Source organism: Arthrobacter sp. SLBN-53, assembly GCF_006715585.1.
Classification (GTDB): domain Bacteria; phylum Actinomycetota; class Actinomycetes; order Mycobacteriales; family Mycobacteriaceae; genus Mycobacterium; species Mycobacterium neoaurum_A.
Window position 1 is genome coordinate 214,969 of record NZ_VFNN01000001.1, and the last position, 25,376, is coordinate 240,344.

Here is a 25,376-nt window from a genome sequence, read left to right on the forward strand (position 1 = left end):
GATACGGTCGCTGTTAACGCCATGTGCGTAGTTTGATAATCACATTCTCGCACGGTGGCGTGCACATCGCGCCAGATTTTGCCGGGAGTCCCCTGTCGATGACAGTGGCTGTGATACTAAACTAGAACACGTTTCAGTCGCGCCCAAGCAAGGAGCAGGCATGCACACCGCCCTCTGTGACCAACTCGGCATCGAGTTCCCGATCTTCGCCTTCACCCACTGCCGCGACGTCGTCGTCGCCGTCAGCAAGGCCGGCGGTTTCGGCGTACTCGGGGCGGTCGGGTTCACCCCCGAGCAGCTCGAGGTCGAGCTCAACTGGATCGACGAACACATCGGCGACCACCCCTATGGCGTGGACATCGTGATCCCGAACAAGTACGAGGGCATGGACGCCAACATGTCGGCCGACGAGCTGAAGTCGACGTTGAACGCCCTGGTACCACAGGAACATCTCGACTTTGCCAAGAAGCTGCTGGCCGACCACGGCGTGCCCACCGGAGACCTCGACGACAACGCGCTGCAGTTGCTCGGCTGGACCGAGGCGACCGCCACCCCCCAGGTCGAGATCGCCCTACAGCACCCGAAGGTGACCCTGATCGCCAATGCGCTGGGGACCCCGCCGGCCGACATGATCAAGCACATCCACGAGTCCGGACGTAAGGTCGCCGCGCTGTGCGGCTCCCCCGCTCAGGCACTCAAGCACGCCGAGGCCGATGTCGACATCATCATCGCCCAGGGCGGCGAGGGCGGCGGCCACTGCGGCGAGGTCGGCTCGATCGTGTTGTGGCCCCAGGTGGTCAAGGCGGTCGCTCCGCGCCCAGTGCTGGCCGCGGGCGGTATCGGCAGCGGTTACCAGATCGCCGCGGCACTGGCCATGGGCACGCAGGGCGCGTGGACCGGCTCGCAGTGGCTGATGGTCGAGGAAGCCGAGAACACCCCGGTGCAACAAGCGACGTACGCAAAGGCGACCAGCCGCGATACGGTGCGCAGCCGTTCGTTCACCGGAAAGCCGTGCCGGATGCTGCGCAACGATTGGACCGATGCCTGGCAGACCGCCGGTAATCCCGAGCCGTTGGGCATGCCCTTGCAGTACATGGTGTCGGGCATGGCCGTGGCCGCCACGCACAAGTTCCCCGACCAGACGATCGACGTGGCATTCAATCCCATCGGCCAGGTGGTCGGCCAGTTCACCAAGGTCGACAAGACCTCCACCGTCATCGAACGCTGGGTGCAGGAGTATCTCGAGGCGTCCAACACGCTCAACGAGATCAACGAGGCCGCCACCGTGTAGCCCGCATCCCGCATCGACAGACCCGCGAATCCCGCCGGCCTCCGTTCTCCCGGACCGGCGGGATTCGTGCTGTTCGGGGTTGGCCGGAGGGCCACCCGACTATGTATGCTGCTATACATAATCCGGTGAGAGGAGTCTGCTCGATGGCCAAACACCGAGACCGGATGGTCGCTTCGGCCGCCGTTCTGATCAGAGAACGCGGAGCGCACGCCACCGCCATCTCGGACGTGCTCGAGCACAGCGGCGCACCCCGCGGGTCGGCCTACCACTACTTTCCCGGCGGTCGAACCCAATTGCTCTGCGAAGCAATCGACTTCGCTGCCGATTTCATTGCGCACCGGATCGCTTCGGCACCGTCCGCGCTCGGCGCGCTCGACGCCGTGGCCGACGGTTTCCGCGTCCAGTTGACCGAAACGGGCTACCGAGCCGGTTGCCCGGTGGTCGCGGTCGCGGTGGAAGCCGACAATCCCCAGATCACCGAGCGCGCCGCAGCGGCATTCACCCGCTGGATCGATCTGATCGAAGACAGGCTGCGGGCCGACGGCGTCGGCGCCGACCAGGCGGCCGAACTGGCAATGCTGACGACCACCGCCATCGAGGGCGCCGTGCTGGTCAGCCGCACCACCGGGGCGAGCTCGGCGCTCGACCTCGTGCACCGACAGTTGCGTGCGCTGGTCACAGCGGCGACCGGAAGGGACTGAGATGGCCGTGCAGAGCGACTGGCAACCCACCGCATGCATTCTGTGTGAATGCAACTGCGGCATCGTCGTTGCGCTACAGGACCGGACGATCACCAAGATCCGCGGCGACAAGGCGCACCCCGCCTCGCGGGGCTACACCTGCAACAAGGCGCTGCGTCTGGATCACTATCAGAACAACCCGAACCGACTGACCTCCCCGCTGCGCCGTCGCGATGATGGCAGTTACGAGGAGATCGACTGGGACACAGCAATTTCTGAGATCGCCGAGCGATTCGCGGCGCTGCGCGACCAGCACGGCGGGGACAAGATCTTCTATTACGGCGGCGGCGGACAGGGCAACCATCTTGGCGGTGCCTACAGTGGCGCGTTCCTCAAGGCCATCGGTTCGCGGTACCGGTCGAATGCACTGGCCCAGGAGAAGACCGGCGAGTTCTGGATCGACGCTCAGCTCTACGGCGGGCACACCCGCGGCGAGTTCGAACATGCCGAGGTATCGGTGTTCATCGGCAAGAACCCGTGGATGTCGCAGAGCTTCCCGCGGGCGCGGGTGGTGCTCAACGAGATCGCCAAGGATCCGGCACGGTCGATGATCGTCATCGACCCCGTGCGCACCGATACCGCAGAGCTCGCCGACTTCCACCTGCGGGTCCGCCCGGGCACCGATGCCTGGTGCCTGGCCGCGCTCGCCGCGGTGTTGGTGCAGGAGGACCTTTGCGACGAGGAGTTCCTGACCGCCCGGGTCACCGGGGCGACGGGGGTGCGCGCGGTCCTCGCCGATGTCGATGTGACCGCGTACGCCACCCGCTGTGGAGTCGACGAGACACTGATTCGTGGCGCCGCCCGGCGTATCGCCGCCGCGGCCAGCGTCTCGGTATTCGAGGACCTCGGAATTCAACAGGCACCCAACAGCACGTTGTGCTCATATCTGAACAAACTGCTGTGGATCTTGACCGGTAACTTCGCCAAAAGGGGTACCCAGCATCTACATTCGTCGTTCGCGCCGCTGTTCAGCGCCGGGGGCGTCGGCCGCACACCGGTCACCGGCGCCCCGATCATCTCGGGCCTGGTGCCCTCCAATGTCGTGCCCGACGAAATCCTCACCGATCACCCCGACCGCATTCGAGCGATGATCGTGGAGAGCAGCAATCCGGCGCACTCGGTGGCCGACTCGGCACGCGTACGCAGCGCGTTGGCTGCGCTGGATCTGCTGGTGGTCATCGATGTTGCGATGACCGAGACCGCGCGCCTGGCGCACTACGTACTGCCGGCCGCCAGCCAGTTCGAAAAGGCGGAGGCAACATTCTTCAATCTGGAGTTCCCGCACAATACGTTTCAGCTGCGCCGTCCGGTGCTCGACCCACTCCCGGGCACCTTGCCCGAACCGGAGATCTGGGCGCGGCTGGTCCGCGCACTCGGGGTGGTCGACGAGGCGGATCTGCATCCGCTGCGCGTCGCCGCCCGGGCGGGACTGGAGGCCTACACGGCGGCGTTCTTCACCGCGGTGAGCGCGAATCCCGCACTGGGACGGATTCTTCCGTTCGTGCTGTACGACACGCTCGGCCCGACCCTGCCCGCGGGGCTGAGCGGAGCAGCGGCGCTGTGGGGATTGGCGCAGAAGACCGCGATGACCTACCCGGAGGCAGTCCGCCGGGCCGGCCACGCCGATGGCAACGCACTGTTCCAGGCGATCCTGGACCATCCCTCCGGCGTCACCTTCACCGAACACGAGTACGTCGACGACATCGCGTTGATCAGCCATGCCGACCGGCGGATCGCCCTCGACATTCCCGAGATGCTTGCCGAAACGAGAGCACTGGCCGCCGACCGCAGCCCCCTCACCAGCACCGAATTTCCCCTGGTGTTGTCCGCGGGGGAACGCCGTGCCTACACCGCGAACGACATACTGCGCGATCCGTCGTGGCGTAAGCGTGATCAGGATGGCGCCCTGCGGATCAGTCCCGAAGACGCCGATGATGCCGGTGTCGGCACCGGCGATCTGGTGCGCATCACCACCGCGAGCGGTTCGGCCGTGGCCACCGTCGAGATCAGCGATGCCATGCAGGGCGGGCACATCGCCCTGCCCAACGGTTTCGGAGTGGACCACATCGGTACCGACGGCCGGGCTGTCGCGCCCGGGGTGGCACCCAACGAGCTGACCGCATCGCAGTGGCGCGACGAGTACGCCGGCACCCCGTGGCACAAACACGTCCCGGCGCGGCTGGAAAAGGTCGAGGCAGCCTCGTCTTGAGGCGCGGTACGGCTACGGGAGCGGCAGCGGGGCCGGAGCCTCAGCGGCGGCGGGCACCAGCGGTGCGGGACCCGACGGAGCGGGGGCGGGCGGCAGCGGCACACCGGGCGGCGGCGCCACCGGCGGCAACGGGGCACCCGGAGCCAGCGGCGCCGCGGGATCGCGCGGGTACTGGATCGGCACGTTCGGACCCGGGGCCTGCGCAGGCATCGGGGTGTTCATCCCACGCTGCGCGAGGCCGAGGACCAGCGCCTCCTTCCCACTGATCTCCTGACTCTGCACCGCATGCCACAGATCGCGCAGGTAGCTGACGTTCGGCGACGGATCGCGGCCGGCCAACGTCGGATCCATGGTGGTGCCCACCGGCAACGCATCGGGACTCGGCAGGTGCGGTGTGCCATCCATCGATGGCTCCGGAGCAGCCAACACCGCATCGGGGGCCGGCGCGGCCGGATCGGGTGCCGGGGCCGGGGCAGCCAGCACGCCGGGGCCGGGTGCCGGTGGAGCCACCACGGGACCGGGCGCGGGCACCGGCGGGACGGGGCTCGGAAGCGGCTCGGCCAGCGCAGTCGCGGGTGCGGCGAGCGCGACGCACACGCTCGCCGCACACCAGCTCACCGTGGTCACGAACCGACGAAGGTCGACACTCATCGCAGCTGCCTCTCACTGAAGCCAAGGGACCGAAGTTCTGACGCAGAATGTATCTCCACCGACCTGGTTCGCGTTACTCGGACAAAACGAGAACAGGTTCTTCTCAGCACTTCGTACGACTTTGCCGAAGCGGCGCCGCGCAGGCCCCGGGGTGGTGTAGCAATGCGTTAGGCCACTAGACAGCTTCGTCAAGAGGAGTCCTGGACGCCATGACCGACACCGCCCACGCCCGGCAGCCCAACATTCCTCCCGGTTTCGATTTCACCGATCCGGACATCTACGCCCACCGGCTGCCCATCGAGGAATTCGCCGAAATGCGCCGGGTGGCGCCCATCTGGTGGAACGAACAACCGGCCGACAAAGGCGGCTTCGGTGATGGCGGGTACTGGGTCGTCACCAAGCACAGGGACGTCAAGGAGATTTCGCGGCGCAGCGACGTCTTCTCCAGCCTGGCCAAGACCGCGCTACCGCGCTATGCCGACGGCACCGTCAAGGAACAGATCGACACAGGCAAGTTCGTCCTGCTGAACATGGACGCTCCGCATCACACCCACCTGCGCAAGATCATCTCGCGCGCCTTCACGCCGCGCGCCATCGAGCTGTTGCGCGCGGACCTGGCCGAACGGGCCCGCGAGATCGCAGCCAGGGCGGCCGCGGCCGGGTCGGGTGATTTCGTCGAACAGGTGTCCTGCGAACTGCCGCTGCAGGCCATCGCCGGGCTGATGGGTGTTCCTCAGGAAGACCGGATGAAGCTGTTCCACTGGTCCAACCAGATGGTCGGCGACATGGATCCCGAGTTCGCCGGTAACGACGCCATCAGCGCGTCGGTCGAGCTGATCACCTATGGCATGAAACTGGCCGCCGAACGCGCCGACTCCCCCGGCGAGGACCTGGTCACCAAGCTGGTGCAGGCCGACGTGGAGGGGCACAAGCTCTCCGATGACGAACTCGGGTTCTTCGTGGTGCTGCTCGCCGTTGCGGGTAACGAGACGACGCGCAACTCGATCACCCAGGGGATGATGGCGTTCACCGACTTCCCGGATCAGTGGGAGCTGTTCAAGCGGGAGCGGCCGTCGACGACGGCCGACGAGATCGTCCGGTGGGCCACACCGGTGACATCGTTTCAGCGCACCGCCCTCGCCGACACCGAACTGTCCGGGGTGTCGATCAAAAAGGGTCAGCGGGTGGTGATGATGTACCGCGCAGCCAATTTCGACGAGGATGTTTTCGAGGATCCGTACACGTTCGACATCCTGCGTGACCCGAACCCCCATGTCGGCTTCGGCGGCACCGGGGCGCATTACTGCATCGGCACCAGCCTCGCCCGGATGACCATCGATCTGATGTTCAACGCGATCGCCGACGCGATGCCCGACATCACGTCGCTGGCCCAGCCCGAACGGTTGCGTTCCGGCTGGCTCAACGGCATCAAACACTGGCAGGTCGACTACGTGGGCGCGTCGAAACAGGCCGCGCACCAATAGTTGCGGGCTCCGGGTAGTCCAGCACCGAACGCCAGTAGCCCTCGTCGATCTCGGCACCCCGGCGCAGCACCAGCGCGAGCCCGGTTGCCATCGCGATGCCGAGCAGCCCGAGCCACAACCCGGCAAGGGCGATCAGCACCCACAATGCGGCGGTCAGCGCCTTCCACGGCGACATGACGGCGAGCACCGGAGCGAAGAAGAAGCCGGCGCCGATGTACCAGGACGACCCCGCCCGGGCGCCACCGCAACACCGTTCGCAACCATCGGGGAACCCGCGGATCCACTGTCGTGCTCATACCGCCACGGTGCTCGCCCGCGCACAAGCCCCGCAATTACCGCCCAGGTAATGGAGTTTGGTCCGATTCTGGCCGACACTGGCTCAGGTGACCGGTGTCGACCTGCAGAATCCGCCGCTCGGTGCGCTGATGAAGGCCTGGCGTCAGCGGCGGCGCCTCAGCCAACTCGACCTGGCCTCCGAAGCCGATGTCTCGGCGCGCCACGTCAGCTTCATCGAGACCGGGCGCGCGGTGCCGAGCCGGGCGATGGTGTTGCGGCTTGCCCACGCGCTGGGCGTTCCCGCCCGCGAACAAAATCAGTTGCTCCTTGCGGCGGGACTGGCCCCGGCGTACTCCGAACGTGATCTCGACGACCCCGGGATGTCCGCGGTGCGTACCGGAGTCGAGCGGGTGCTCGACGCCTACAACCCGTTTCCGTGCCTGGCCGTCGACCGGTATTGGAATGTGTTGCAGACCAACACCGGCGCGGCGATCCTGCTCGACGGGGTCGCCGCCCATCTTCTGGCTGTGCCCAATGCGCTGCGCATCGCATTGCATCCCGACGGCCTGGCACCGCGCATCCGCAATCTCGCGCAGTGGCGCCACCACGTGATCGGCAGGTTGCGCCGGGAAGCAACGCTGAGCGGATCGGCACGGTCGGCGGCCCTTCTTGCCGAAATCGAGTCCTATCCCGGCGGCCAGGACGAGACCATCGACTCCGGTGACGTGGCAGTGCCACTGGAACTCACCGGTGTCGACGGGCGCCGGCTGACCTTCCTGAGCACGGTCACCACCTTCGGTACCGCGCTGGACCTCACCGCGGCCGAACTCAGCATCGAGGCGTTTCTGCCTGCCGACGACGGCACCGCCGCAGCCTTGCGCTGAATCCTGCGCCTGTGCCCATCCGGGATGCTCAGCCCGCGGGACGCTCCGCGGGTAGCGGCGGCGCCTCACCGGCGGGCGGGACGGGCCTGGGTCCCGCCGGCTCGCCGTCCGCAGGAGGGACGGGGCCGGGCGGCGGGCCCGCGGGTCCACGATCGCCGGGACCGTGCGGGCCGGCACCGTGGCCGCCTGGACCGTGGGCACCGGGACCCGCTCCCCCTGGTCCGGGCGCACCTGGCCCACCGTCGGCCGGGCCGGGCGGCATCGGGGGACGCGGTGCAAAGATCCCCGGCCCGCCTGGACCGTCGGGTCCTTGACCAGGTGCCGGCGGGCGAGCGAAACCACCGGGGTCCGGTGTGCTGCCCACGGTCAACGAGACCATGGGGTGCGCGTCGACGGCGACGCCGCCCAGAAAACCGACCAGCAGCCCGGCTGCCGCGGTGGCCACCGCCACCCCGACCTGTTGGCGGCGCGCCGGACGCTTTTCGGCGATCTCGGGTTCCTGCGCAGCGACCTCCTGGTGGGCCACCGGCGCGGTGACCTCCGACGAGCTCGTCGGTTCGCCGGAATCGGGTTGACTGCGTTGATCATTGGACATGGTGACTCCTCGAGTGGGAAAGCTGACGAGAGCCGACGCTAAGCGGCCGTTCTGAAGCGAACCTGAAGCCCGGCCCCGGATCGACGATCTTCAGATTCGCTTCAGCCTGCGAACGTCACAATGGACGGGTGACACCCTCCGCCGGTGCGGCACGCCGCCCACCGCACGTGCTGCTGGTCGAGGACTCTGCCGCCATCCGCGACATGGTGGCCGAGGCGCTGCGCGACGCGGGGTTCACGGTGTCGGCCTACTCCGACGGTGACGGGCTGGAGGAACGGCTGGCCGGACACCGGCCCGACGCCGTCATCCTGGACGTGATGATCCCCGGACGGGACGGCTTCGAGTTGATCGATGTCGTGCGCGAGTGGGGTGAGGCCGGCATCATCATGCTCACCGCCCGCGACGGCCTACCCGACCGGCTGCGCGGGCTCGACGGCGGCGCCGACGACTATGTCGTCAAACCCTTCGAGATGCCCGAATTGCTGTCGCGGGTCAACGCGGTTCTGCGGCGCCGCGGAACGCTCGCCTCGATCATCGAACTGGGCGACCTGTTGGTCGACAAGGACGCCGCCGTCGCCACCCGAGCGGGTCAACCGCTGTCGCTGACTGCGACCGAACTGAAACTGCTTGAGTTCCTCATCGATCAACGCGGCCGGATCGTCAGTGCCGCACAAATACTCGATGCGGTATGGGGATACACCGCCTATGACGACAACCTGGTCCACGTGCACATGAGTAGCCTGCGCCGCAAACTAGAGGCGCACGGTCCCCGCCTTGTGCACACGGTGCGAGGGATCGGCTATCGTCTGCAGCTCACCGCATGAGCACCCCTACCCCGTCGCTGACCCGACGGACGATCGTCGCCGTGCTGATCGTGCTCACGGTCCTGCTGGCGCTGCTCGGCGTGACCATCGACTCGGTGGTCGGCGCACAGGCCCGAAACGACCTGCACGACCGACTGATGGCCGCGTCGGCGCGCGCCGATTCACTCGCAACCCAGGGCGCGTCGCCGCAACGCCTGGTAGCCGAGACCAGCGGTGGCGGCATCCGCACCCGCCTGATCACCGCCGCCGGAATGTCGTATGGCGACCCCGCGGTCGTCCCCGGTCCGCCAACCGACGCGGGTCCACCACCACCGCCCCGCCCGCCCGGGCCCGGCGGCCCAGACGGGCCGGACCCCGGTCCGCGACACCGCCCACCCCCACCGCCGCCGATCGGGGCCACCGCCACGGTCATCGACCACCCCCTTCCCGGGGGTGACCGACTGATACTTCTTGCCGACACCACTGCCACCACCGCGCTGCTGCAACAGCTGCGCATCATCCTCGTGCTGTCCAGCCTCGGCGTTCTGGTGGTCGCCGCGATCAGCGTGGCCCTTGTGGTGCGAGCGACGATGTCTCCCCTGGGTCGGCTGACCGCGGTGGCCGAGAGCATCGCGTCCGGTGACCGGGGCGCACGGCTGGCACCGGATCGTCCGGGCACCGAACTGGGAAGGGCAGCAACCGCGTTCGACACGATGGTGGATGCACTGGAGACCTCCGAACGGCGTGCCCACGCCGCAGCGGCAGAAGCCGAGCGCGCGGACGCCGCGACCCGGCAGTTCCTGGCCGACGCCGCCCACGAACTACGCACGCCGATCGCCGGCATCCACGCCGGAGCCCAACAGATCGTGGCCGCCGCGCTCCAAGACATCGACCATCCGGCGGCCGCTGCCCAGCAGCATCGGGCCGAATTGGTGCTGACCGAGGCTCGGCGGGCCGGGAGACTGGTATCCGACATGCTCGATCTGAGCAGAATCGACGCCGACCCCCGACTGGACCTCATGCCCTGTGACATCGTCGAATTGGCGGACAACGAGCGGCGGCGAATAGCGATGCTGTCACCCTCGCTGACCGTGACGATGAACGCACCGGACGTACTTGCGGCGGAGGTCGACCCGATCCGGGTCCAGCAGATCCTGACCAACGTGGGCGACAACGCGCGCCGTCACACGCCGGCCGACGGGTCGATCACGATAGACGTCACCGGTGACGGCGAGACGGTCGACGTGACCATCACCGATTCCGGCCCCGGGGTGCCCGCCGATCAGCGGGAGCGAATCTTCGACCGGCTCGTCCGGCTCGACCATTCACGAGCCCGCGATCAGGGTGGAGCCGGACTGGGATTGTCGATCGCACGGGCACTCGCCCGCGCTCACGGCGGTGACCTGGTCTGCGTCGAGCATCCGTCGGGAGCGCGCTTCACCGTCACCTTGCCTACCCGCCGGTGAAGACGCGGCTTCGATCTCCGTCGGCGGGGTACCCCGCGGATCTATTGTCACCGACGCGGAGGATTCACCCATGAGCCCGACGAGCCAGCGCGAGTTGGGCAGCTCCGGCAGCCCGATCGAGGACGAACTCGAAGACGCCTTCAACAGAATGGTCGATGAGGGCACCCAGCGCCTGCACCGCAGCTGGCGCGAAGTGCTCGTGACCGGCTTCTTCGGCGGCACCGAGGTGGCGATGGGTGTGTTGGCCTACCTGTCGGTGCTCGCCGCCACCGGTAATCAACTGCTGGCCGGCCTGGCCTTCTCCATCGGCTTTCTGGCGCTGTTGCTCGGCCGCAGCGAGCTCTTCACCGAGGGCTTCCTCATTCCCATCACCACGGTGGCCGCCAAACGTGCCGGCATCGGTCAGTTGTTCGCGTTCTGGAGCGGCACGTTGGTGGCGAACCTGGCCGGTGGATGGGTGCTGATGTGGTTGATCATGTCGGCGTTTCCCAAGTTGCACGATCAGACGATCGAATCGGCGGGCCATTTCGTCACCGCCCCGATATCCGCAGAGACAGTGGCTTTGGCTCTTCTCGGTGGGATGGCCATCACGCTGATGACCCGCATGCAGCACGGCACCGACTCGGTGTTCGGCAAGATCGCCGCCGCGGTCGCTGGCGCGTTCCTACTGGCAGGCCTGCAGATGTTCCACTCGATCCTGGACTCGCTGTTGATCTTTGGCGCGCTCGCCACCGGCCGGGCGCCGTTCGGATATCTGGACTGGCTCGGGTGGTTCGGTTACGTGGTGGTCGGCAACATCATCGGCGGATTGGGCCTGGTGACCCTGCTGCGACTGCTGCGCAGCAAGGACCGCATCAAGGAGGAGCGTGCGGAGGCCGAGGCCGACGAATCGGGAGACTGACCCGCCGGCGTGTGCATCAGATGCCGGTCAGATCACGTCCACTCGTCTCGGTCAGTCTCCACACCGCGGATACCGTGATCAATCCGCAGCCGGCGGAAAGCAGCACCAGCGGTCCGCTCGAGACAGCGTGGGCGTGCAAGCTGCTGGCGATCAGCGGGGTGAAACCGGCACCGAGCAAGGCCGCGAGCTGATAGCCCATGGAAGCCCCCGTGTATCGGACCGCGGTACCGAACATCTCCGAGAACAAGGCCCCGAGTGGGGCGTACATCATGGACTGGATGATCTGTGCGATCACCATCGCCAGGATCAGGTATCCCTGCGATCGCAGATCGATCAGCGCATAGAACGGCCATGCGTACACGACGATTCCGATCGCGCCGGCAAGCATCACCACGCGACGCCCGACGAAGTCGGACAACGCCGAGAACAACGGAATCGCGACCAGGCCGGTCAGTGAGGTGAAGATCAACGCGGTCATGACGTCGGTTCGGTGGTAACCGATCGCCGTTGCATAACTGATCATGTATGTACTGATGAGCGCCGTCAGCGCGAACGGACCGATACCGACGGCGCACGCGAGGATCAGCGTGCGCGGCCTTCGCAGAACCTGGAAGAACGGCGGAGCGGTGTGGGCGCCGCGGACACCTCGGGACGCGGCCTCGAACACCGGGCTCTCGGTGACCGACAACCGCACGTACACACCCAGACCCAGCAGCAGCAGACTCACCAGGAATGGCACGCGCCAGCCCCACGACAACAGATCATCATCGGGTAGCAGGGTCACGATCGTGACCACACCCACGGACAGCAGCGATCCGATCGGCGAGCCCATTTGCATCAGACCGTTCCAGAAGCCTCGCCGGTCAGCGTCGGCGTGCTCGGTGACCATCAGGGTGGCGCCGCCCCATTCGCCGCCGATCGCAATGCCCTGGACGACGCGCAGCAGCACCAGCAGGATCGGCGCTGCCACACCGATGGCAGCGTAGGTGGGCAGCAGACCGATCAGGAAACTCGACGCGCCCATCAGCACCATGGTCAAGACCAGCATCGATTTGCGACCCACCCGATCGCCGAAGTGGCCGAACAGGATTCCCCCCAGGGGGCGGGCGACGTACCCGGCCGCCAGGGTGCCGAATGCTGCGATGGTGGCCACCGCGGGATCGGAATCGGGAAAGAAGACCAGCCCGAAGACGAGCGCACTCATCGTTCCGTACACCAGGAAGTCGTAATACTCGATCGCCGTGCCCAGCAGGCTGGAGAGTGCGACCCGTCGAAGTAGCCGCGGTTCGCTCACCGACACATCATTCACCGAACCTCCCTGCGTGTCGCGACGTCCCGCGACATCGTGGCGTCTGGCGGCTCGCCTGATTCGACGACGTCTCGCCCAACGGGACGTCATCGAACTCGCTGCGGCCGAAACACTCTCGTGTTCCATTGACCGAGAGAGCGAACGTCGACTCGATGCAGCGCGGCCTATCGTGTCCTGGACACCGGAGGAGGTCCGTCATCCAGCACGCCGCCACTGAAGCGAAGGCTCGGCCGGCACCAGACCGGATCCTCATCACCGCGTTGGGCATGGCCGATCACGATTACGACGACTTCCAGATCAGGCTGGTCGCGCACCGTGCGCATGTTTCGCCCGCCACCCTGTACCGCCACTTTGCGTCGAAGGACGAACTTCTGGTGGCATGTCTGAACCATTGGTTGACCGACCTGGTCCCATTGGTCTGCAGCGAGTTGGCTCGGTGCGATGACCCGGGCGGCCGTGTCGGGCACGCGGTGGCACGTATAACGCTCGGCATCGTGGAAAAGCCGCTTTTGGCAGCGGCTTTCGCGCGCTCGTACCTTCTGTCGAATATCGCTTCACCGACCTCGGACACCGTGCATTCGACACTGACATCGTTGTTCGCCCACGCCGTAGGCACGCACCGGAGCGGACCGAGCGAACTATTGACCGATATCTGGTCCGTCAACATGCCCGCCTTGTTGCAACGCAGGATCACCCTCGCCGAACTTCACGAACGGATGAATCGCAGCGCCGCCGCGATCGGCATCGCGCCGGCCGGCCGGCCGGTCCGGCTGGTGCCCCCGTACACCAGCCGGGCCGTGAACCACTAGGCCGACGAGGCCTGTTCGCGTTTGATTTCCAGGGCGATGTCGATGAGTTGGTCTTCTTGGCCGCCGATGAGTTTGCGTTGACCGGCGCGGTGCAGCAGTTGGTGCGCGGGTACGCCGTAACGTTCGGACTGGCGGATCGCGTGCTTGAGGAAACTGGAATACACCCCCGAGTAACCCATGATCAACGCGTTGCGATCCAGCAGGCATTCCGCGGGCATCGCCGGGGCCACGACCTCTTCGGCGGCATCGGCGATCTCGAAGAAATCGATCCCGGTCTTGACACCGATCTTGTCGAACACCCCGATCATCGCCTCCACCGGCGCGTTACCCGCACCGGCACCGAACCGCCGACACGACCCGTCGATCTGCTTGGCACCCGCGCGCACCGCCTCGATGGAGTTCGCGACACCCAACCCGAGATTCTCATGACCATGAAAACCCACCTGGGCGTCATCACCGAGCTCAGCGACCAACGCGGCCACCCGATCGGCAACCTGATCGAGCACCAACGCCCCCGCCGAATCCACCACATACACGCACTGGCACCCCGCGTCGGCCATGATCCGGGCCTGCGCGGCCAACTTCTCCGGGGAAATCGTATGAGACATCATCAAAAACCCGACCGTCTCCAAACCGAGTTCACGGGCCAACCCGAAATGCTGGATCGACACATCGGCCTCGGTGCAGTGCGTGGCGATGCGGCAGATCTCCCCACCGTTGTTCTGGGCCTGGATGATGTCTTCCTTGGTGCCCACACCCGGCAACATCAAAAACGCGATCTTCGCCTCTTTGGCGGTCTCGGCCGCCAGCTTGATCAGTTCCTGCTCAGGGGTTTTGGAGAACCCGTAGTTGAAGCTCGACCCACCCAACCCGTCGCCGTGGGTGACCTCGATGACCGGCACCCCCGCAGTATCCAGCGCCGCCACGATCGAACGCACCTCATCGGCGGTGAACTGGTGACGCTTGTGATGGGACCCATCACGCAGCGACGTGTCGGTCATCCGGACATCCCACACCGGGTTGAAGAAAATCTCGCTCATGCCTGCACTCCTGCTCCCGCTGCGCTGCGTTCCTTGGCGATCTCCTCGCCGACCTTGGTCGCCGCCGCGGTCATGATGTCCAAATTCCCGGCATAGGGCGGCAGATAATCCCCGGCCCCCTCCACCTCGACGAAGATCGTCACCACATGCTGGCCACCATTGACCACCGACGGCTCATCGAACTGCGGCTCATTGAGCAACCGATACCCGGGCACATAGCTCGCCACCTGCGCGACGACCTCCTTGATCGAGGCGGTGATAGCCGCGTGATCGGCATCCTCAGGGATCGCACAAAAAATGGTGTCCCGCATGATCATCGGCGGATCCGCCGGATTCAAAATGATGATCGCCTTACCGCGCGCCGCCCCACCGATATCACGCACACCGGCACTGGTGGTCTTGGTGAACTCATCGATATTGGCCCGCGTCCCCGGCCCCGCCGACGCGCTCGACACCGACGCCACAATCTCGGCATACGGCACATCCACCACACGCGACACCGCGTACACCATCGGAATGGTCGCCTGCCCACCACAGGTCACCATGTTCACATTCGGCGCACCCAGATGCGCCCGCAGATTCGCCGGCGGAATCACCCCCGGCCCCACCGCCGCCGGAGTCAGATCGATCGCGGTGATACCGGCCGCCTCATACCGCGGTGCGGCATCACGATGCACATACGCGCTGGTCGCCTCGAACACCACATCGGGCTTCTCGGACTGGCCCAACAACCAGTCCACCCCCTCATGGGAAGTCTCCAGACCGAGCTTGCGGGCACGCGCCAACCCCTCCGACGCCGGATCGATCCCGATCATCCAGCGCGGCTCCAACCAGTCCGACCGCAACAACTTGTACAACAGGTCGGTACTGATATTGCCCGACCCCACAATCGCAACACTCAACTTCTCAGCCATACGTGGCTCCTATTCGAAAGAAAGACGAACCGAACCCAGCCCATCGAAATCCGCTACGAAATCGTCACCGGGACGAGCATCTATCGCCCGCATACACGCCCCCGGCAACACGATGTCCCCCGCACGCAACCGCACCCCGAACTGATCGACCTTGCGCGCCAACCACGCCACCGAAGTCACCGGATTACCCAACACCGCATCACTGCGACCCTCGGCCACCACCTCACCATTGCGTTTCAAGACAGCATTGATGGCCTTGATATCGATATCCTTGGGCGACACCCGTTCCGGGCCCAACACCCACCCCGCAGACGACGCATTATCGGCGATCGTGTCGCACAACTTGATCTTCCAGTCCGTGATCCGGGTATCGATCAACTCGATCGACGGCGCGAACGCCGCCGTCGCAGCCAGCACATCATCCTCGGTGCACCCCGCACCCGGCAGATCATCGGCCAAGATGAACCCCACCTCGACCTCCACCCGCGGATACAGAAACCGGCCCGCCGCAACCGGTTTATCCTCGAACACCTCCATATCAGCGAGCAGATGACCGTAATCGGGCTCATCCACCCCCATCATCTTCTGCATCGCCTCCGAGGACAGACCCACCTTGTGCCCGACCACCCGCGCACCCTCGGCCACCCGCTGCCGGATATTGATCAACTGAATCTCATAGGCATCCACCACATCGATATCGGGATACCGATCCGTCAACGGCGTCGTCGCCACCCGACTACGCTCCGCCTCAGCCAAGTCGGCAGCAAGCACGTCGCGGACCTCGACACTGAGCATGTTGATGAATTCCCCTCGAAACCTTTTGCGTGAAGCCTTGCGGGCCGACGATGAGCCCATTGTGGGCTGATCGACGCGACGCGATCTCCGGAGGTCCACTCAACGGACGTCTTGTAGTTCACATTCGAGCCCGGTATCCCGCTCTCCGGTATCAGGGGTGAGTTTCGCGAGTCGATCGTGTGGAATCGGTGCATGACAATCGACTACCGCGAGAGCCAGCGTGAGATCAGTACCCCCTCGGGCGTGCTGCGCTACCACGAAGCCGGCGACGGTCCTCCCCTGCTGCTGTTGCACGGTTCCGGTCCCGGTGTCACTGGTTGGCGGAACTACCGCGGCAATCTCGCGTTCTTCGCCGAGCACTACCGTTGCCTGGTACTGGAGTTCCCTGGCTTCGGTGTGAGCGATGACTTCGGCGGACATCCGATGCTCGACGCGCAGGGCGCCGTCGTGCAGTTCGTGGATGCGATGGGTCTGGACAAGGTCGACGTCATCGGCAACTCCATGGGTGGTGGTGTCGGCATCAACTTCGCCACCACACATCCCGGCCGTCTCGGCAGGCTGGTGACCATCGGCGGTATCGGCACCAACATCTTCAGCCCCGGACCCAGCGAGGGCATTCGGCTGCTGCAGGAGTTCACCGAGGATCCCACTCGACAACGGCTGGTCGATTGGCTGCGCTCGATGGTCTACAGCGAGTCCCTGGTGACCGAGGAGTTGATAGAAGAGCGTTGGTCGCTGGCCACCGACCCGGAGACGCTGGCCGCCGCGCGACGCATGTACGGTAAGGCGGCGTTCGCGGCGATGATGGACATGATGCGCAACGCCGCCTTCCCGCTGCCGTGGGCGACCATGCACAAGGTCGTTGCCCCGACGCTACTGACCTGGGGTCGTGATGATCGCGTCAGCCCGCTGGACATGGCGTTGGTGCCGATGCGGACCATCCCCAATGCCGAGTTGCATGTGTTTCCCAACTGCGGTCACTGGGTGATGATCGAAGCGAAGGCGGCTTTCGAGCGGACAGTGCTCGCTTTCCTCACTAAGAGCGACGCCTAGCACGCCGGTAACCGAGGAATCGTGTGGTGTACCGCGGCAGCATCGCCGCGGGCAGCCGCGCGGGCCACGAGTCGGGCCGAAAGTAGGCATCGGAACCCCCGTCGACGAAAATGACGCTGCCACAGAGGAAATCGGCGGCATCCGAGAGCATGAACACCATCCAGTCGGCGAGCTGTCCGGGGTCACCGAAGCCACCGACCGGCACCGGGAATGTGGTGATCGCTTTGGCTTCGGTCGGATCGGCCAACTGTTCTTCCAGCAGCGGTGTCATGACGGCGCCCGGGGCCAACGCGTTGAGACGGACACCCACGCCTGCCCACTGCGCGGTGACCGCGTTCCGACGCACCCACCGTGCCACCGCGATCTTGGAGGCCGCGTAGATCATCGGCGCGGAACGGCCGCCGAACATCCGCACGGCCCGCATTGCCCGCTCGATATCGCCGTCGAGCAATGCCCGCACCGCACGACGCGGCACCAACGGGGTGACCGTGGTCGAATTACTCGATACGACCACGATCTTGGCTCGTTCGGCACGGGCGAATGCCGGCAGCAGCGCGGTCAACAGATCGGTGACTCCGAAGTAGTTGACCTCGGCGATCAACCGGTCCCGCCCCGGGATGGGTCCAAGCCCGGCGGCGAGCACCGCACCATCGAGGACACCCTCGCAGAGTTGCAGCACCCTCTGCACCGCCGTGGCACGCCCCGCATCGGTGGACAGGTCGGCGATCACCTCGGCATTCCTCAAATCGACGCCGATCACCGAATGCCCTGCGGCATGCAGCCTCTCGGCTGCGGCCCGACCCATACCCGAGGCCGATCCGGTCACCACATAGGTACCCATGAAATGAAGTCTCCTTTCACTGCAACACGAATGGCCCGTCCACGGCTACGCCTTCTGTGTCAATCCGGCATCGACCACCAATTGGGTGCCGGTGATATAGCGGGCCTCTTCGGAGCTCAAAAAGCACACCGCATTGGCCACATCCACCGGATCCACCCACGGAACGGGCAGCAGATTTCGTGCGGTCAGGACCCGCGCCGCATCCGCTTCGGTGGGGTTCTCGATATCCGGGCACAGCCGTCGGTAGGTCGCCTCGTTGCGGACCATGGCGGTACCGACGGCGCCCGGGTGTACCACGTTGACGCGGATGTTGAATGGTCCTAGTTCGTTGGCCAGGCTGCGCGCCAACCCGACGACGGCGTGCTTGCTGGCGGTGTAGTGGGCCGAGTTCGCAGTTCCGCGGACACCGTTGGTGGATCCGATGATGACGATCGATCCCCCGTTCCGGCTCAGATGCGCAACAGTTGCCTTGACGGTGTGCCAGACGCCCGTGAGGTTCACATCCAGCGTGTCCGCCCACGCGCGGGCACTCAGTTCCCAGGTCGGCGCACCGGCGATATGGATACCCGCGTTGGCCACCACGATGTCCACACCACCCAGTTCGGTGGCCCCGGCCGTCACCACCGACTGCAACGAATCCAGATCGCGGACGTCGGAGTGGCCGCTGTGGCACCGCCTCCCCCGGCCGATCACCGCTTCCACCGTGCCGGCCAGCTCGCTCGCGGCACCGGTGTCCACGGCGATCACATCGGCACCTGCATCGGCCAGTCGTTCACAATGCACCCGGCCGGTGCCGCGCGCCGCACCCGTGACGACCGCGACCTTACCGCCCAGGTCCGGCATCACGCCCCCTTCAGCAGGCTGAATCCCTTGTAGCCGGCATTCGCCACGTCGGCGCAGATACCGAGGTAGGTCGCGAACCCACCGATGAACAGCATGAACACCCGGGGTTTACCTGGCACATTGGCACCCATGTACCAGGAGTTGGCCTTGGGGAACAGTGTCGCGTCGGCGCGCCTGTTGCACTCGGCCACCCAGTCGTCGACCGCGTCGGCGGTGGCCTCGATCGCGGCCACCTCATGCTTGTCCAGATAGTCGATGGCGTCGGCAATCCAGTTGATATGCGCTTCGGCATGCAACACCATGTTGGCCAGCACCGCCGGCGCGCCGGGGCCGGACACCAGGAACAGGTTGGGAAACCCGTCCACTCCCAAACCGAGGTAGGTGCGAGGCCCGTGGGACCAGCTATCGACGAGCCTGCGGCCGTCGCGGCCGACGATGTCGATCTTGGCCAGAGTGCCGGTCATGGCGTCGAAACCCGTTGCCAGCACGATCGCGTCGACGCCGACATGGCGGTTCGTGGTGTTGATCCCGGTGGCGTCCACCGATTGGATCGGGGTCGCGCGGACGCTGACCAGTTCGACGTTGGGCCGATTGAAGGTCTGGAAATAGTTGGTGTCGGTACAGATTCGCTTGGTGCCGATCGGATGATCCTTCGGGATCAGCAGGTCGGCGACCTCGGGATCGTCGATGACCGCCCGGATCTTCTCCTCGTAGAATTTACGTGCCTCGTCGTTGGCCTCCATGTCGATCATCTGATCGGCGAAGGTCTTCGAGAACAGCACACCGCCCAGCTGCCAGCGCTTCTCGAATGCCTCGCGGCGTTCGTCAGGGGTGGCCTCCATGGTCATCTTCGGATGTGCCACATGCGGTGACCCGCCGCCGCTGCGCCATGACATGCGCCGCCGCTCATCGTAAGTGGCCTTGGCTCGTTTGATCTCGTCGTTGCTGAGCGCTCGATTACCGGCCGGCACACTGTAATTCGGCGTACGTTGGAAGACATAGAGCTGCGCAGCCTGCTCCGCGATGATCGGAATGGACTGGATACCCGAAGAGCCGGTGCCGATCACGGCAACCCGCTTACCGGTGAAATCGACGCCGTCATGTGGCCAGTGAGCCGTGTGGTACACCTCGCCGCCGAAATCGTCGAGGCCGGCGATATCGGGCGTCAACGGAGACGACAGCGGACCCGTGGCCATCACGACGAAGCGGGCAATGACGGTCTCGCCGGTATCGGTGGTGACGGTCCAGTTCAGCGCATCGTCGTCGAACACCGCTGACACGACACGGGTGTTGAATGTGATGCCGGGCCGCAGATCGAGCTTGTCGGCCACCCACTTGATGTAGTCGAGGATCTCGCTCTGGGTCGCGTACTTCTCCGTCCAGGTCCACTCCTGCTGGAGTTCGTCGGAGAACGAGTAGCAGTAGTCCAGGCTCTCCACATCGCAGCGAGCACCCGGATACCTGTTGAAATACCAGGTGCCCCCGACCTCGGGTGCCGCCTCGAACACGCGTACCGACCTACCCTGCTGCCGGAACTTGTGCAGGGCGTAGAGGCCGCCGAAGCCGGCACCAACCACCACAATGTCAACACGATCCGCAGTCCCAGTCACGCCGAAAACGCTAGGACCTCCACGCGCAACGACGTCCGGCCCTTCCCGGTCAACGGTCATCGAAAAGCGGGCTTTTCGTCCCAGCCACCGGTAGCACCTCCGGACACCCGGTCGAAAGTCGAGCAGGATCCCGGGCCATGAGCGACGTCCAAACCGATAGCCGCGCCGCGGCAGCACCCCGCGCAGTACCCCTGACCGTCACCGCTGTCGTCGAGGAGAGTCGCGATGCCAAATCCCTGGTATTCGCCGTGCCCGCCGAGCACCGGTCACGGTTCGACTATCGACCGGGTCAGTTCCTGACCCTGCGGATCCCGAGTGAACAAACCGGATCGGTCGCGCGCTGCTACTCGCTGGCCAGCTCTCCGCACACCGATGATGCACCAAAGGTGACCGTGAAGCGGACCGACGGCGGATACGGATCGAACTGGTTGTGCGACAACGTGTCCATCGGAGACACCATCGAATCACTCCCGCCGTCCGGCATCTTCACGCCCCGCGACCTCGACGGTGACTTCGTGCTCTGGGCCGCAGGTAGCGGTATCACCCCGGTGATGTCGATCCTCAAATCGGTGCTCGTCGCGGGCACCGGGCGGGTGGTGTTGTGTTACGCCAACCGCGACGAGGCATCGGTGATCTTCGCCGCCGAGTTGCGTGCCCTCGCAGCGCGCCATGCCGGCCGGCTGACCGTGATGCACTGGCTCGAATCGATCCAGGGCCTGCCGACCCTGACCCAGCTGAACAACTTCGCCCGGATCTACTCCGGTTACCAGTCATTCATCTGCGGACCCGCACCGTTCATGGCGGTGGTCAAGGAAGCCCTCACCGCGGCCGGAATCGCGCGGGAAAACATCCATTTGGAGGTTTTTCAGTCCCTCGATGGCGATCCCTTCGCCGAAGTGGCCATCGAGGACCTGCCGTCCGACGGACAGGGCGCCGAAGCCGAGATCTCCATCGATGGTGCGGTGCACCACCTCACATGGCCGGTGGGTCGCAATCTCGTGGACACCATGATCGCGGCGGGCATCGAGGTTCCCTACTCGTGCCGGGAAGGCAACTGCGGATCCTGCGCGGCCACGGTCGTGGAGGGCCAGGTCGACCTGGGGAATGCGGAGATCCTCGAGGAAGAGGACATCGCCGAAGGACTTTTCCTGGCCTGTCAGGCCTGCCCGCTGTCGAATTCGATCAAGGTCGAATTCTAGACGTGTGGCATGCGCAGCGCGGGGCACGATTCGCGTCCGCTCACCGGGAAGGCAGCTGCGTGTCCGGCCGGACAAGCGCCACCATCGTAGGTATGACACAACGGGTGATCGACAGCCTCGCGGACGTCGCAGACCAACTGCGCGAACAGGCTCAGGAGGCCGAGAAGATCGGCAAGTTGACCGATGACACGGTCAAGACGATGAAGCGGCTCGGCAACATCCGCCTGCTCCAACCGAAGAAGCACGGCGGCATGGAAGTCCATCCGCGGGAATTCGCCGAAACGGTGATGGCCACCGCGGCGCTCGATCCGTCCGCCGGCTGGATCAACGGAGTGGTCGGTGTCCATCCCTACCAGCTCGCCTACGCCGACCCACGCGTCGGCGCCGAGATTTGGGCCGATGATGTCGACACCTGGGTCGCCTCGCCCTACGCACCCCAGGGTGTCGCCGTGCCGGTGGACGGTGGCTACATCTTCAACGGTCGTTGGCAGTTCAGCTCGGGTACCGACCACTGCGACTGGATCTTCCTCGGCGCGATGATCGGCGATGCCGACGGCAAGCCGTTGATGCCTCCGCAAATGCTGCACATGATCCTGCCGCGCAAGGATTACGAGATCGTCGAAGACTCCTGGGATGTCGTGGGCCTGCGTGGTACCGGATCCAAGGATGTCATCGTCAAGGATGCTTTCGTGCCGACCTATCGGACGATGGACGCCATGAAGGTGATGGACGGCACCGCCCAGCGCGAGGCCGGCATGACCGAGACGCTGTACCTGATGCCGTGGTCGACGATGTTCCCGCTGGGCATCTCGTCGGCAACCATCGGCATCGCCGAGGGCGCCCTTGCCGCCGCGCTGGATTACCAGCGCTCACGGGTGAATTCCAGCGGCGTCGCCATCAAGGACGACCCCTACGTGATGTATGCGATCGGTGAGGCGGCCGCCGATATCAACGCCGCCCGCCAGGAACTGCTGGCCAATGTCGACCGCATCTACGACATGGTCGACGCGGGCAAGGAGGTGTCCTTCACCGACCGTGCCGCCGGTCGGCGCACCCAGGTTCGCGCAGTGTGGCGCGCCGTGTCCGCTGTCGATGAGATCTTCGCGCGCTGTGGCGGTAACGGCACCAGGATGGACAAGCCCTTGCAGCGGTATTGGCGTGATGTGCACGTGGGTCAGGCGCACGCCATCCACGTGCCCAGCACCGTCTATCACGCATCGGCACTGAGCTCACTGGGCGTCGATCCCCAGGGCCCGCTGCGAGCGATGATCTAGGAGGGCACAGACAACATGGGTTTGATCAAGAGCCTCGGCTACGTCACCGTGCAGGCGACCGATATGCACCGCTGGCGCCAATTCGCCTTCGATGTCCTGGGTTTCGCCACCGGAAGCGGACCCGACCCGGATTCGCTGTATCTGCGCATGGACGAACGGGCCGCGCGCATCATCGTTTCTCCCGGTGACACCGACAAGATCGTCACCGTCGGCTGGGAGGTGCGTGACGCTGCTGACCTCGGCGAGGTCAAGCGAAGCCTTGAGGCCGCAGGCACCCCGTACAAGGAACTGTCACTCGCCGAGGCCGACAGTCGTCGGGTCGAAGAGGTCATCGCCTTCGAAGATCCGGCCGGTACCTCGCTGGAGGTCTTCCATGGCGCGGTGCTCGACCACAGCCCAGTCGTCACACCGTTCGGTGCCCGTTTCGTGACCGGGGAACAGGGCCTGGGCCATGTGGTGCTGCCGGCGTTGGACGTGCAGGGGATGTTCGACTTCTACACCGAGGTACTGGGTTTCAAATCCCGCGGCGCATTCCGGGTGCCGGTACCGCCGGAATTCGGTCCGGTCCGGGTCCGCTTCCTCGGGGTCAACCAGCGCCACCACAGCCTGGCGCTGTGCCCCGCCGCCACCCTGCGTGACCCGGGCCTGATCCACCTCATGGTCGAGGTCGACACACTTGACGCCGTCGGCCAGGCGTTGGACCGCATCAGCTCCGACGGCTTCCAGCTGTCCTCCACGCTTGGCCGCCACACCAACGACAAAATGGTGTCGTTCTACGTCCGGGCGCCCGGGGACTGGGATATCGAGTTCGGCACCGAAGGCATGCGCGTCGACGAGAATCACTACACCGCCGAGGAAATCACCGCCGACAGTTACTGGGGCCACAAGTGGGTCGATGATCTTCCCGCCGCGATGCGCCCGTGAGCAGCGATATCGTCCCGCTGGCCGAGGCCGAGGTCACCCGGTGGGATCACCACGCCGACGTCGTCATCGCCGGTTACGGCGTGGCCGGGGCGTCGGCGGCCGTCGAGGCAGCGCGAGCCGGGGCCGATGTGCTCGTACTCGAGCGCACCGGCTCGTGGGGTGGTGCGGCATCCATGGCCGGCGGATTCATCTATCTCGGTGGCGGCACGTCGTTGCAGAAAGCCTGTGGTTTCGAGGATTCAGTCGCCGACATGGCCGCCTTCCTCAAGGTGGCCATGGGCCCAGGCGCCGACGAGAAGCGCATCGACGACTACTGCGCGGGCAGCGTTGCCCACTTCGACTGGCTCGTGGGCTGCGGGGTGACGTTCAAGGCGGAGTTCTTCGGCGAGCCCGGCTGGGAGCCGATGGGCGATCAGGGGTTGATGTACTCCGGTGGCGAGAACTCGTTCCCGTTCAACACCATTGCCACGCCCGCACCGCGCGGTCACATCCCGCAGATGTCGAACAAGAAGCAGGGTGAAGCGTCCGCCGGCTACATGCTGATGAAACCGCTCGTCGAGACGGCGACCGCAGCCGGCGCCCGTGCACTGTATGACGTTCGCGCGCAACGTCTTGTGGTCGCCGCGGATGGTCGGGTCGTCGGTGTCCTCGCGCGCCAGTACGGAGACGAGGTCACCATCCGCGCGCGGCGCGGTGTGGTGCTGGCCACGGGTAGCTTCGCCTACAACGAGGCGATGGTGGCGCAGTACGCGCCGCGGATCGCGGGCAGGCCGGCCGCCTCGATCGAGCAGCACGACGGCCGCGCGATCCAGATGGCACAGGCACTGGGAGCCGATCTGGCCCATATGGACGCCACCGAGGTCGCGATCTTCGCCGATCCACAGCAGTTGGTGCGCGGAATCCTGGTCAACGCCCGGGGGCAGCGCTACGTTGCCGAGGACACCTATCCGGGTCGCATCGGCCAACTGACGCTGTACCACCAGGACAACACGGCGTATCTGATCATCGACGGAGATGGCCAGGACGACGCGATGAATTCGCCGTCGCCACACTTGATGATGCGGCCGCCGACCTGGGTTGCCGATACCGTCGCCGAACTCGAATCGGAGATCGGCTTGCCCCCGGGTTCGCTACAGTCCACCGTCGCGGCCTACAACGCCGGCGCGGCGCGTGGTGAGGACCCCCTGTTGCACAAGAAGCCGCAGTGGATCAGACCCATCGGTTCTCCGGTCGGCGCGATCGATCTGCGCGAAAGCACCGGGGGCTTCACCCTCGGCGGCCTCGCCACCACGCTCGATGCCGAGGTTCTACACGTCAGTGGCGAGCCCATACCCGGCTTGTTCGCCGCCGGGCGGTCTGCCGCCGGGCTCGCGGCCTGGGGCTATGCCAGCGGCGTGTCCCTCGGCGACGGCAGCTTCTACGGCCGCCGGGCCGGGTGCAGCGCGGCGTCGGCCTGAGGACGGGC

Annotated in this window: 24 protein-coding genes; 14 read left to right on the forward strand and 10 right to left on the reverse strand. The window is 65.7% G+C overall.

Going from position 1 to position 25,376, the window contains the following annotated elements; all coding sequences use genetic code 11:
• Positions 1 to 160: 160 nt before the first annotated feature.
• The 3 genes from FBY28_RS01080 (at position 161) to FBY28_RS01090 (ending at position 4,240) form a co-directional block, all read left to right on the forward strand.
• Positions 161 to 1,291: a nitronate monooxygenase gene (locus FBY28_RS01080; protein WP_019510945.1), complete on the forward strand. Its 1,131-nt coding sequence runs from the start codon at positions 161 to 163 to the stop codon at positions 1,289 to 1,291.
• 143 nt (positions 1,292 to 1,434) lie between these two features.
• Positions 1,435 to 1,992 carry a TetR/AcrR family transcriptional regulator gene (locus FBY28_RS01085; protein ID WP_141863575.1) on the forward strand — a complete coding sequence of 186 codons (558 nt, stop codon included), beginning with the start codon at positions 1,435 to 1,437 and terminating at the stop codon, positions 1,990 to 1,992.
• A gap of 1 nt (position 1,993) precedes the next feature.
• A complete protein-coding gene (locus FBY28_RS01090) occupies positions 1,994 to 4,240 on the forward strand; it encodes a molybdopterin-dependent oxidoreductase (RefSeq protein ID WP_141863576.1) in 2,247 nt (748 codons plus the stop codon).
• 12 nt (positions 4,241 to 4,252) lie between these two features.
• On the opposite strand, the gene FBY28_RS01095 is transcribed toward FBY28_RS01090, so the two are convergent.
• Positions 4,253 to 4,891, reverse strand: coding sequence for a hypothetical protein (locus FBY28_RS01095; protein WP_141863577.1), 639 nt, complete (start codon positions 4,889 to 4,891; stop codon positions 4,253 to 4,255).
• Between the two features lie 209 nt (positions 4,892 to 5,100).
• On the opposite strand from FBY28_RS01095, the gene FBY28_RS01100 reads away from it, so the two are divergent.
• The gene (locus FBY28_RS01100; RefSeq protein WP_141863578.1) at positions 5,101 to 6,375 is read left to right on the forward strand and encodes a cytochrome P450; all 1,275 of its coding nucleotides are present in this window, start codon (positions 5,101 to 5,103) and stop codon (positions 6,373 to 6,375) included.
• On the opposite strand, the gene FBY28_RS01105 is transcribed toward FBY28_RS01100, so the two are convergent.
• A complete protein-coding gene (locus FBY28_RS01105; RefSeq protein ID WP_216847420.1) occupies positions 6,320 to 6,562 on the reverse strand; it encodes a hypothetical protein in 243 nt (80 codons plus the stop codon). The genes FBY28_RS01100 and FBY28_RS01105 overlap by 56 nt on opposite strands.
• 196 nt (positions 6,563 to 6,758) lie before the next feature.
• On the opposite strand from FBY28_RS01105, the gene FBY28_RS01110 reads away from it, so the two are divergent.
• Positions 6,759 to 7,535 carry a helix-turn-helix domain-containing protein gene (locus tag FBY28_RS01110; RefSeq protein ID WP_174241515.1) on the forward strand — a complete coding sequence of 259 codons (777 nt, stop codon included), beginning with the start codon at positions 6,759 to 6,761 and terminating at the stop codon, positions 7,533 to 7,535.
• 28 nt (positions 7,536 to 7,563) lie between these two features.
• On the opposite strand, the gene FBY28_RS01115 is transcribed toward FBY28_RS01110, so the two are convergent.
• The gene (locus FBY28_RS01115) at positions 7,564 to 8,130 is read right to left on the reverse strand and encodes a hypothetical protein (RefSeq protein WP_141863579.1); all 567 of its coding nucleotides are present in this window, start codon (positions 8,128 to 8,130) and stop codon (positions 7,564 to 7,566) included.
• Between the two features lie 128 nt (positions 8,131 to 8,258).
• On the opposite strand from FBY28_RS01115, the gene FBY28_RS01120 reads away from it, so the two are divergent.
• From FBY28_RS01120 to FBY28_RS01130, 3 genes are all read left to right on the forward strand, one after another.
• The gene (locus tag FBY28_RS01120) at positions 8,259 to 8,954 is read left to right on the forward strand and encodes a response regulator transcription factor (protein ID WP_286177616.1); all 696 of its coding nucleotides are present in this window, start codon (positions 8,259 to 8,261) and stop codon (positions 8,952 to 8,954) included.
• On the forward strand, positions 8,951 to 10,399 hold the full coding sequence (locus FBY28_RS01125) for a HAMP domain-containing sensor histidine kinase (RefSeq protein WP_141863580.1): 1,449 nt from the start codon (positions 8,951 to 8,953) through the stop codon (positions 10,397 to 10,399). Before FBY28_RS01120 ends, FBY28_RS01125 begins: the two co-directional genes overlap by 4 nt.
• A 70-nt stretch (positions 10,400 to 10,469) precedes the next feature.
• Positions 10,470 to 11,300: a formate/nitrite transporter family protein gene (locus FBY28_RS01130; protein ID WP_141863581.1), complete on the forward strand. Its 831-nt coding sequence runs from the start codon at positions 10,470 to 10,472 to the stop codon at positions 11,298 to 11,300.
• Between the two features lie 16 nt (positions 11,301 to 11,316).
• Here FBY28_RS01130 and FBY28_RS01135 read toward each other — a convergent pair whose 3' ends face one another.
• Positions 11,317 to 12,594, reverse strand: coding sequence for an MFS transporter (locus FBY28_RS01135; protein WP_216847421.1), 1,278 nt, complete (start codon positions 12,592 to 12,594; stop codon positions 11,317 to 11,319).
• A 281-nt stretch (positions 12,595 to 12,875) separates the two neighbouring features.
• Here FBY28_RS01135 and FBY28_RS01140 point away from each other — a divergent pair, with 281 nt between their 5' ends.
• On the forward strand, positions 12,876 to 13,418 hold the full coding sequence (locus tag FBY28_RS01140) for a TetR/AcrR family transcriptional regulator (protein ID WP_160145530.1): 543 nt from the start codon (positions 12,876 to 12,878) through the stop codon (positions 13,416 to 13,418).
• Here FBY28_RS01140 and dmpG read toward each other — a convergent pair.
• From dmpG to FBY28_RS01155, 3 genes are read right to left on the reverse strand one after another with little or no spacing between them, the layout of a single operon-like run.
• Entirely contained in the window at positions 13,415 to 14,458 is a 1,044-nt protein-coding gene (dmpG, locus tag FBY28_RS01145) for a 4-hydroxy-2-oxovalerate aldolase (RefSeq protein WP_141863584.1), read from the reverse strand. The two genes, FBY28_RS01140 and dmpG, sit on opposite strands and share 4 nt — an antisense overlap.
• Complete coding sequence (locus FBY28_RS01150; protein ID WP_141863585.1) at positions 14,455 to 15,372, reverse strand: acetaldehyde dehydrogenase (acetylating); 918 nt, start codon at positions 15,370 to 15,372, stop codon at positions 14,455 to 14,457. Before FBY28_RS01150 ends, dmpG begins: the two co-directional genes overlap by 4 nt.
• Before the next feature lie 9 nt (positions 15,373 to 15,381).
• Entirely contained in the window at positions 15,382 to 16,167 is a 786-nt protein-coding gene (locus FBY28_RS01155; protein ID WP_141863586.1) for a 2-keto-4-pentenoate hydratase, read from the reverse strand.
• A 192-nt stretch (positions 16,168 to 16,359) separates the two neighbouring features.
• Here FBY28_RS01155 and FBY28_RS01160 point away from each other — a divergent pair, with 192 nt between their 5' ends.
• Positions 16,360 to 17,220 (forward strand): alpha/beta fold hydrolase, encoded by an 861-nt coding sequence (locus FBY28_RS01160; RefSeq protein WP_141863587.1) that lies wholly within the window; start codon positions 16,360 to 16,362, stop codon positions 17,218 to 17,220.
• Here the strand turns inward: FBY28_RS01160 and FBY28_RS01165 are convergent.
• From FBY28_RS01165 to FBY28_RS01175, 3 genes are read right to left on the reverse strand one after another with little or no spacing between them, the layout of a single operon-like run.
• The gene (locus FBY28_RS01165; protein ID WP_141863588.1) at positions 17,204 to 18,061 is read right to left on the reverse strand and encodes an SDR family oxidoreductase; all 858 of its coding nucleotides are present in this window, start codon (positions 18,059 to 18,061) and stop codon (positions 17,204 to 17,206) included. The two genes, FBY28_RS01160 and FBY28_RS01165, sit on opposite strands and share 17 nt — an antisense overlap.
• Positions 18,062 to 18,106: 45 nt before the next feature.
• Positions 18,107 to 18,904, reverse strand: a complete 798-nt coding sequence (locus tag FBY28_RS01170) for a mycofactocin-coupled SDR family oxidoreductase (protein WP_141863589.1) — start codon at positions 18,902 to 18,904, stop codon at positions 18,107 to 18,109.
• A complete protein-coding gene (locus FBY28_RS01175; protein ID WP_216847422.1) occupies positions 18,904 to 20,514 on the reverse strand; it encodes a flavin-containing monooxygenase in 1,611 nt (536 codons plus the stop codon). Before FBY28_RS01175 ends, FBY28_RS01170 begins: the two co-directional genes overlap by 1 nt.
• Before the next feature lie 137 nt (positions 20,515 to 20,651).
• Here FBY28_RS01175 and FBY28_RS01180 point away from each other — a divergent pair, with 137 nt between their 5' ends.
• The 4 genes from FBY28_RS01180 (at position 20,652) to FBY28_RS01195 (ending at position 25,368) form a co-directional block, all read left to right on the forward strand.
• Complete coding sequence (locus FBY28_RS01180; RefSeq protein ID WP_141863591.1) at positions 20,652 to 21,713, forward strand: ferredoxin--NADP reductase; 1,062 nt, start codon at positions 20,652 to 20,654, stop codon at positions 21,711 to 21,713.
• Positions 21,714 to 21,805: 92 nt separating this feature from the next.
• Entirely contained in the window at positions 21,806 to 22,987 is a 1,182-nt protein-coding gene (locus tag FBY28_RS01185) for an acyl-CoA dehydrogenase family protein (RefSeq protein WP_141863592.1), read from the forward strand.
• 15 nt (positions 22,988 to 23,002) lie between these two features.
• On the forward strand, positions 23,003 to 23,911 hold the full coding sequence (bphC, locus tag FBY28_RS01190; RefSeq protein WP_174241516.1) for a biphenyl-2,3-diol 1,2-dioxygenase: 909 nt from the start codon (positions 23,003 to 23,005) through the stop codon (positions 23,909 to 23,911).
• A complete protein-coding gene (locus FBY28_RS01195; RefSeq protein ID WP_141863593.1) occupies positions 23,908 to 25,368 on the forward strand; it encodes an FAD-dependent oxidoreductase in 1,461 nt (486 codons plus the stop codon). The genes bphC and FBY28_RS01195 overlap by 4 nt, the downstream gene beginning before the upstream one ends.
• Positions 25,369 to 25,376 lie beyond the last annotated feature (8 nt).

What these genes read in the sequence shown, in the direction of transcription:
- FBY28_RS01080 (WP_019510945.1), top strand. Translation starts at nt 161, where the DNA reads ATGCACACCGCCCTCTGTGACCAACTCGGCATCGAGTTCCCGATCTTC.
- FBY28_RS01085 (WP_141863575.1), top strand. Translation starts at nt 1,435, where the DNA reads ATGGCCAAACACCGAGACCGGATGGTCGCTTCGGCCGCCGTTCTGATC.
- FBY28_RS01090 (WP_141863576.1), top strand. Translation starts at nt 1,994, where the DNA reads ATGGCCGTGCAGAGCGACTGGCAACCCACCGCATGCATTCTGTGTGAA.
- FBY28_RS01095 (WP_141863577.1), bottom strand. Translation starts at nt 4,891, where the DNA reads ATGAGTGTCGACCTTCGTCGGTTCGTGACCACGGTGAGCTGGTGTGCG.
- FBY28_RS01100 (WP_141863578.1), top strand. Translation starts at nt 5,101, where the DNA reads ATGACCGACACCGCCCACGCCCGGCAGCCCAACATTCCTCCCGGTTTC.
- FBY28_RS01115 (WP_141863579.1), bottom strand. Translation starts at nt 8,130, where the DNA reads ATGTCCAATGATCAACGCAGTCAACCCGATTCCGGCGAACCGACGAGC.
- FBY28_RS01125 (WP_141863580.1), top strand. Translation starts at nt 8,951, where the DNA reads ATGAGCACCCCTACCCCGTCGCTGACCCGACGGACGATCGTCGCCGTG.
- FBY28_RS01130 (WP_141863581.1), top strand. Translation starts at nt 10,470, where the DNA reads ATGAGCCCGACGAGCCAGCGCGAGTTGGGCAGCTCCGGCAGCCCGATC.
- FBY28_RS01140 (WP_160145530.1), top strand. Translation starts at nt 12,876, where the DNA reads ATGGCCGATCACGATTACGACGACTTCCAGATCAGGCTGGTCGCGCAC.
- dmpG (WP_141863584.1), bottom strand. Translation starts at nt 14,458, where the DNA reads ATGAGCGAGATTTTCTTCAACCCGGTGTGGGATGTCCGGATGACCGAC.
- FBY28_RS01150 (WP_141863585.1), bottom strand. Translation starts at nt 15,372, where the DNA reads ATGGCTGAGAAGTTGAGTGTTGCGATTGTGGGGTCGGGCAATATCAGT.
- FBY28_RS01155 (WP_141863586.1), bottom strand. Translation starts at nt 16,167, where the DNA reads ATGCTCAGTGTCGAGGTCCGCGACGTGCTTGCTGCCGACTTGGCTGAG.
- FBY28_RS01160 (WP_141863587.1), top strand. Translation starts at nt 16,360, where the DNA reads ATGACAATCGACTACCGCGAGAGCCAGCGTGAGATCAGTACCCCCTCG.
- FBY28_RS01165 (WP_141863588.1), bottom strand. Translation starts at nt 18,061, where the DNA reads ATGGGTACCTATGTGGTGACCGGATCGGCCTCGGGTATGGGTCGGGCC.
- FBY28_RS01170 (WP_141863589.1), bottom strand. Translation starts at nt 18,904, where the DNA reads ATGCCGGACCTGGGCGGTAAGGTCGCGGTCGTCACGGGTGCGGCGCGC.
- FBY28_RS01180 (WP_141863591.1), top strand. Translation starts at nt 20,652, where the DNA reads ATGAGCGACGTCCAAACCGATAGCCGCGCCGCGGCAGCACCCCGCGCA.
- FBY28_RS01185 (WP_141863592.1), top strand. Translation starts at nt 21,806, where the DNA reads ATGACACAACGGGTGATCGACAGCCTCGCGGACGTCGCAGACCAACTG.
- bphC (WP_174241516.1), top strand. Translation starts at nt 23,003, where the DNA reads ATGGGTTTGATCAAGAGCCTCGGCTACGTCACCGTGCAGGCGACCGAT.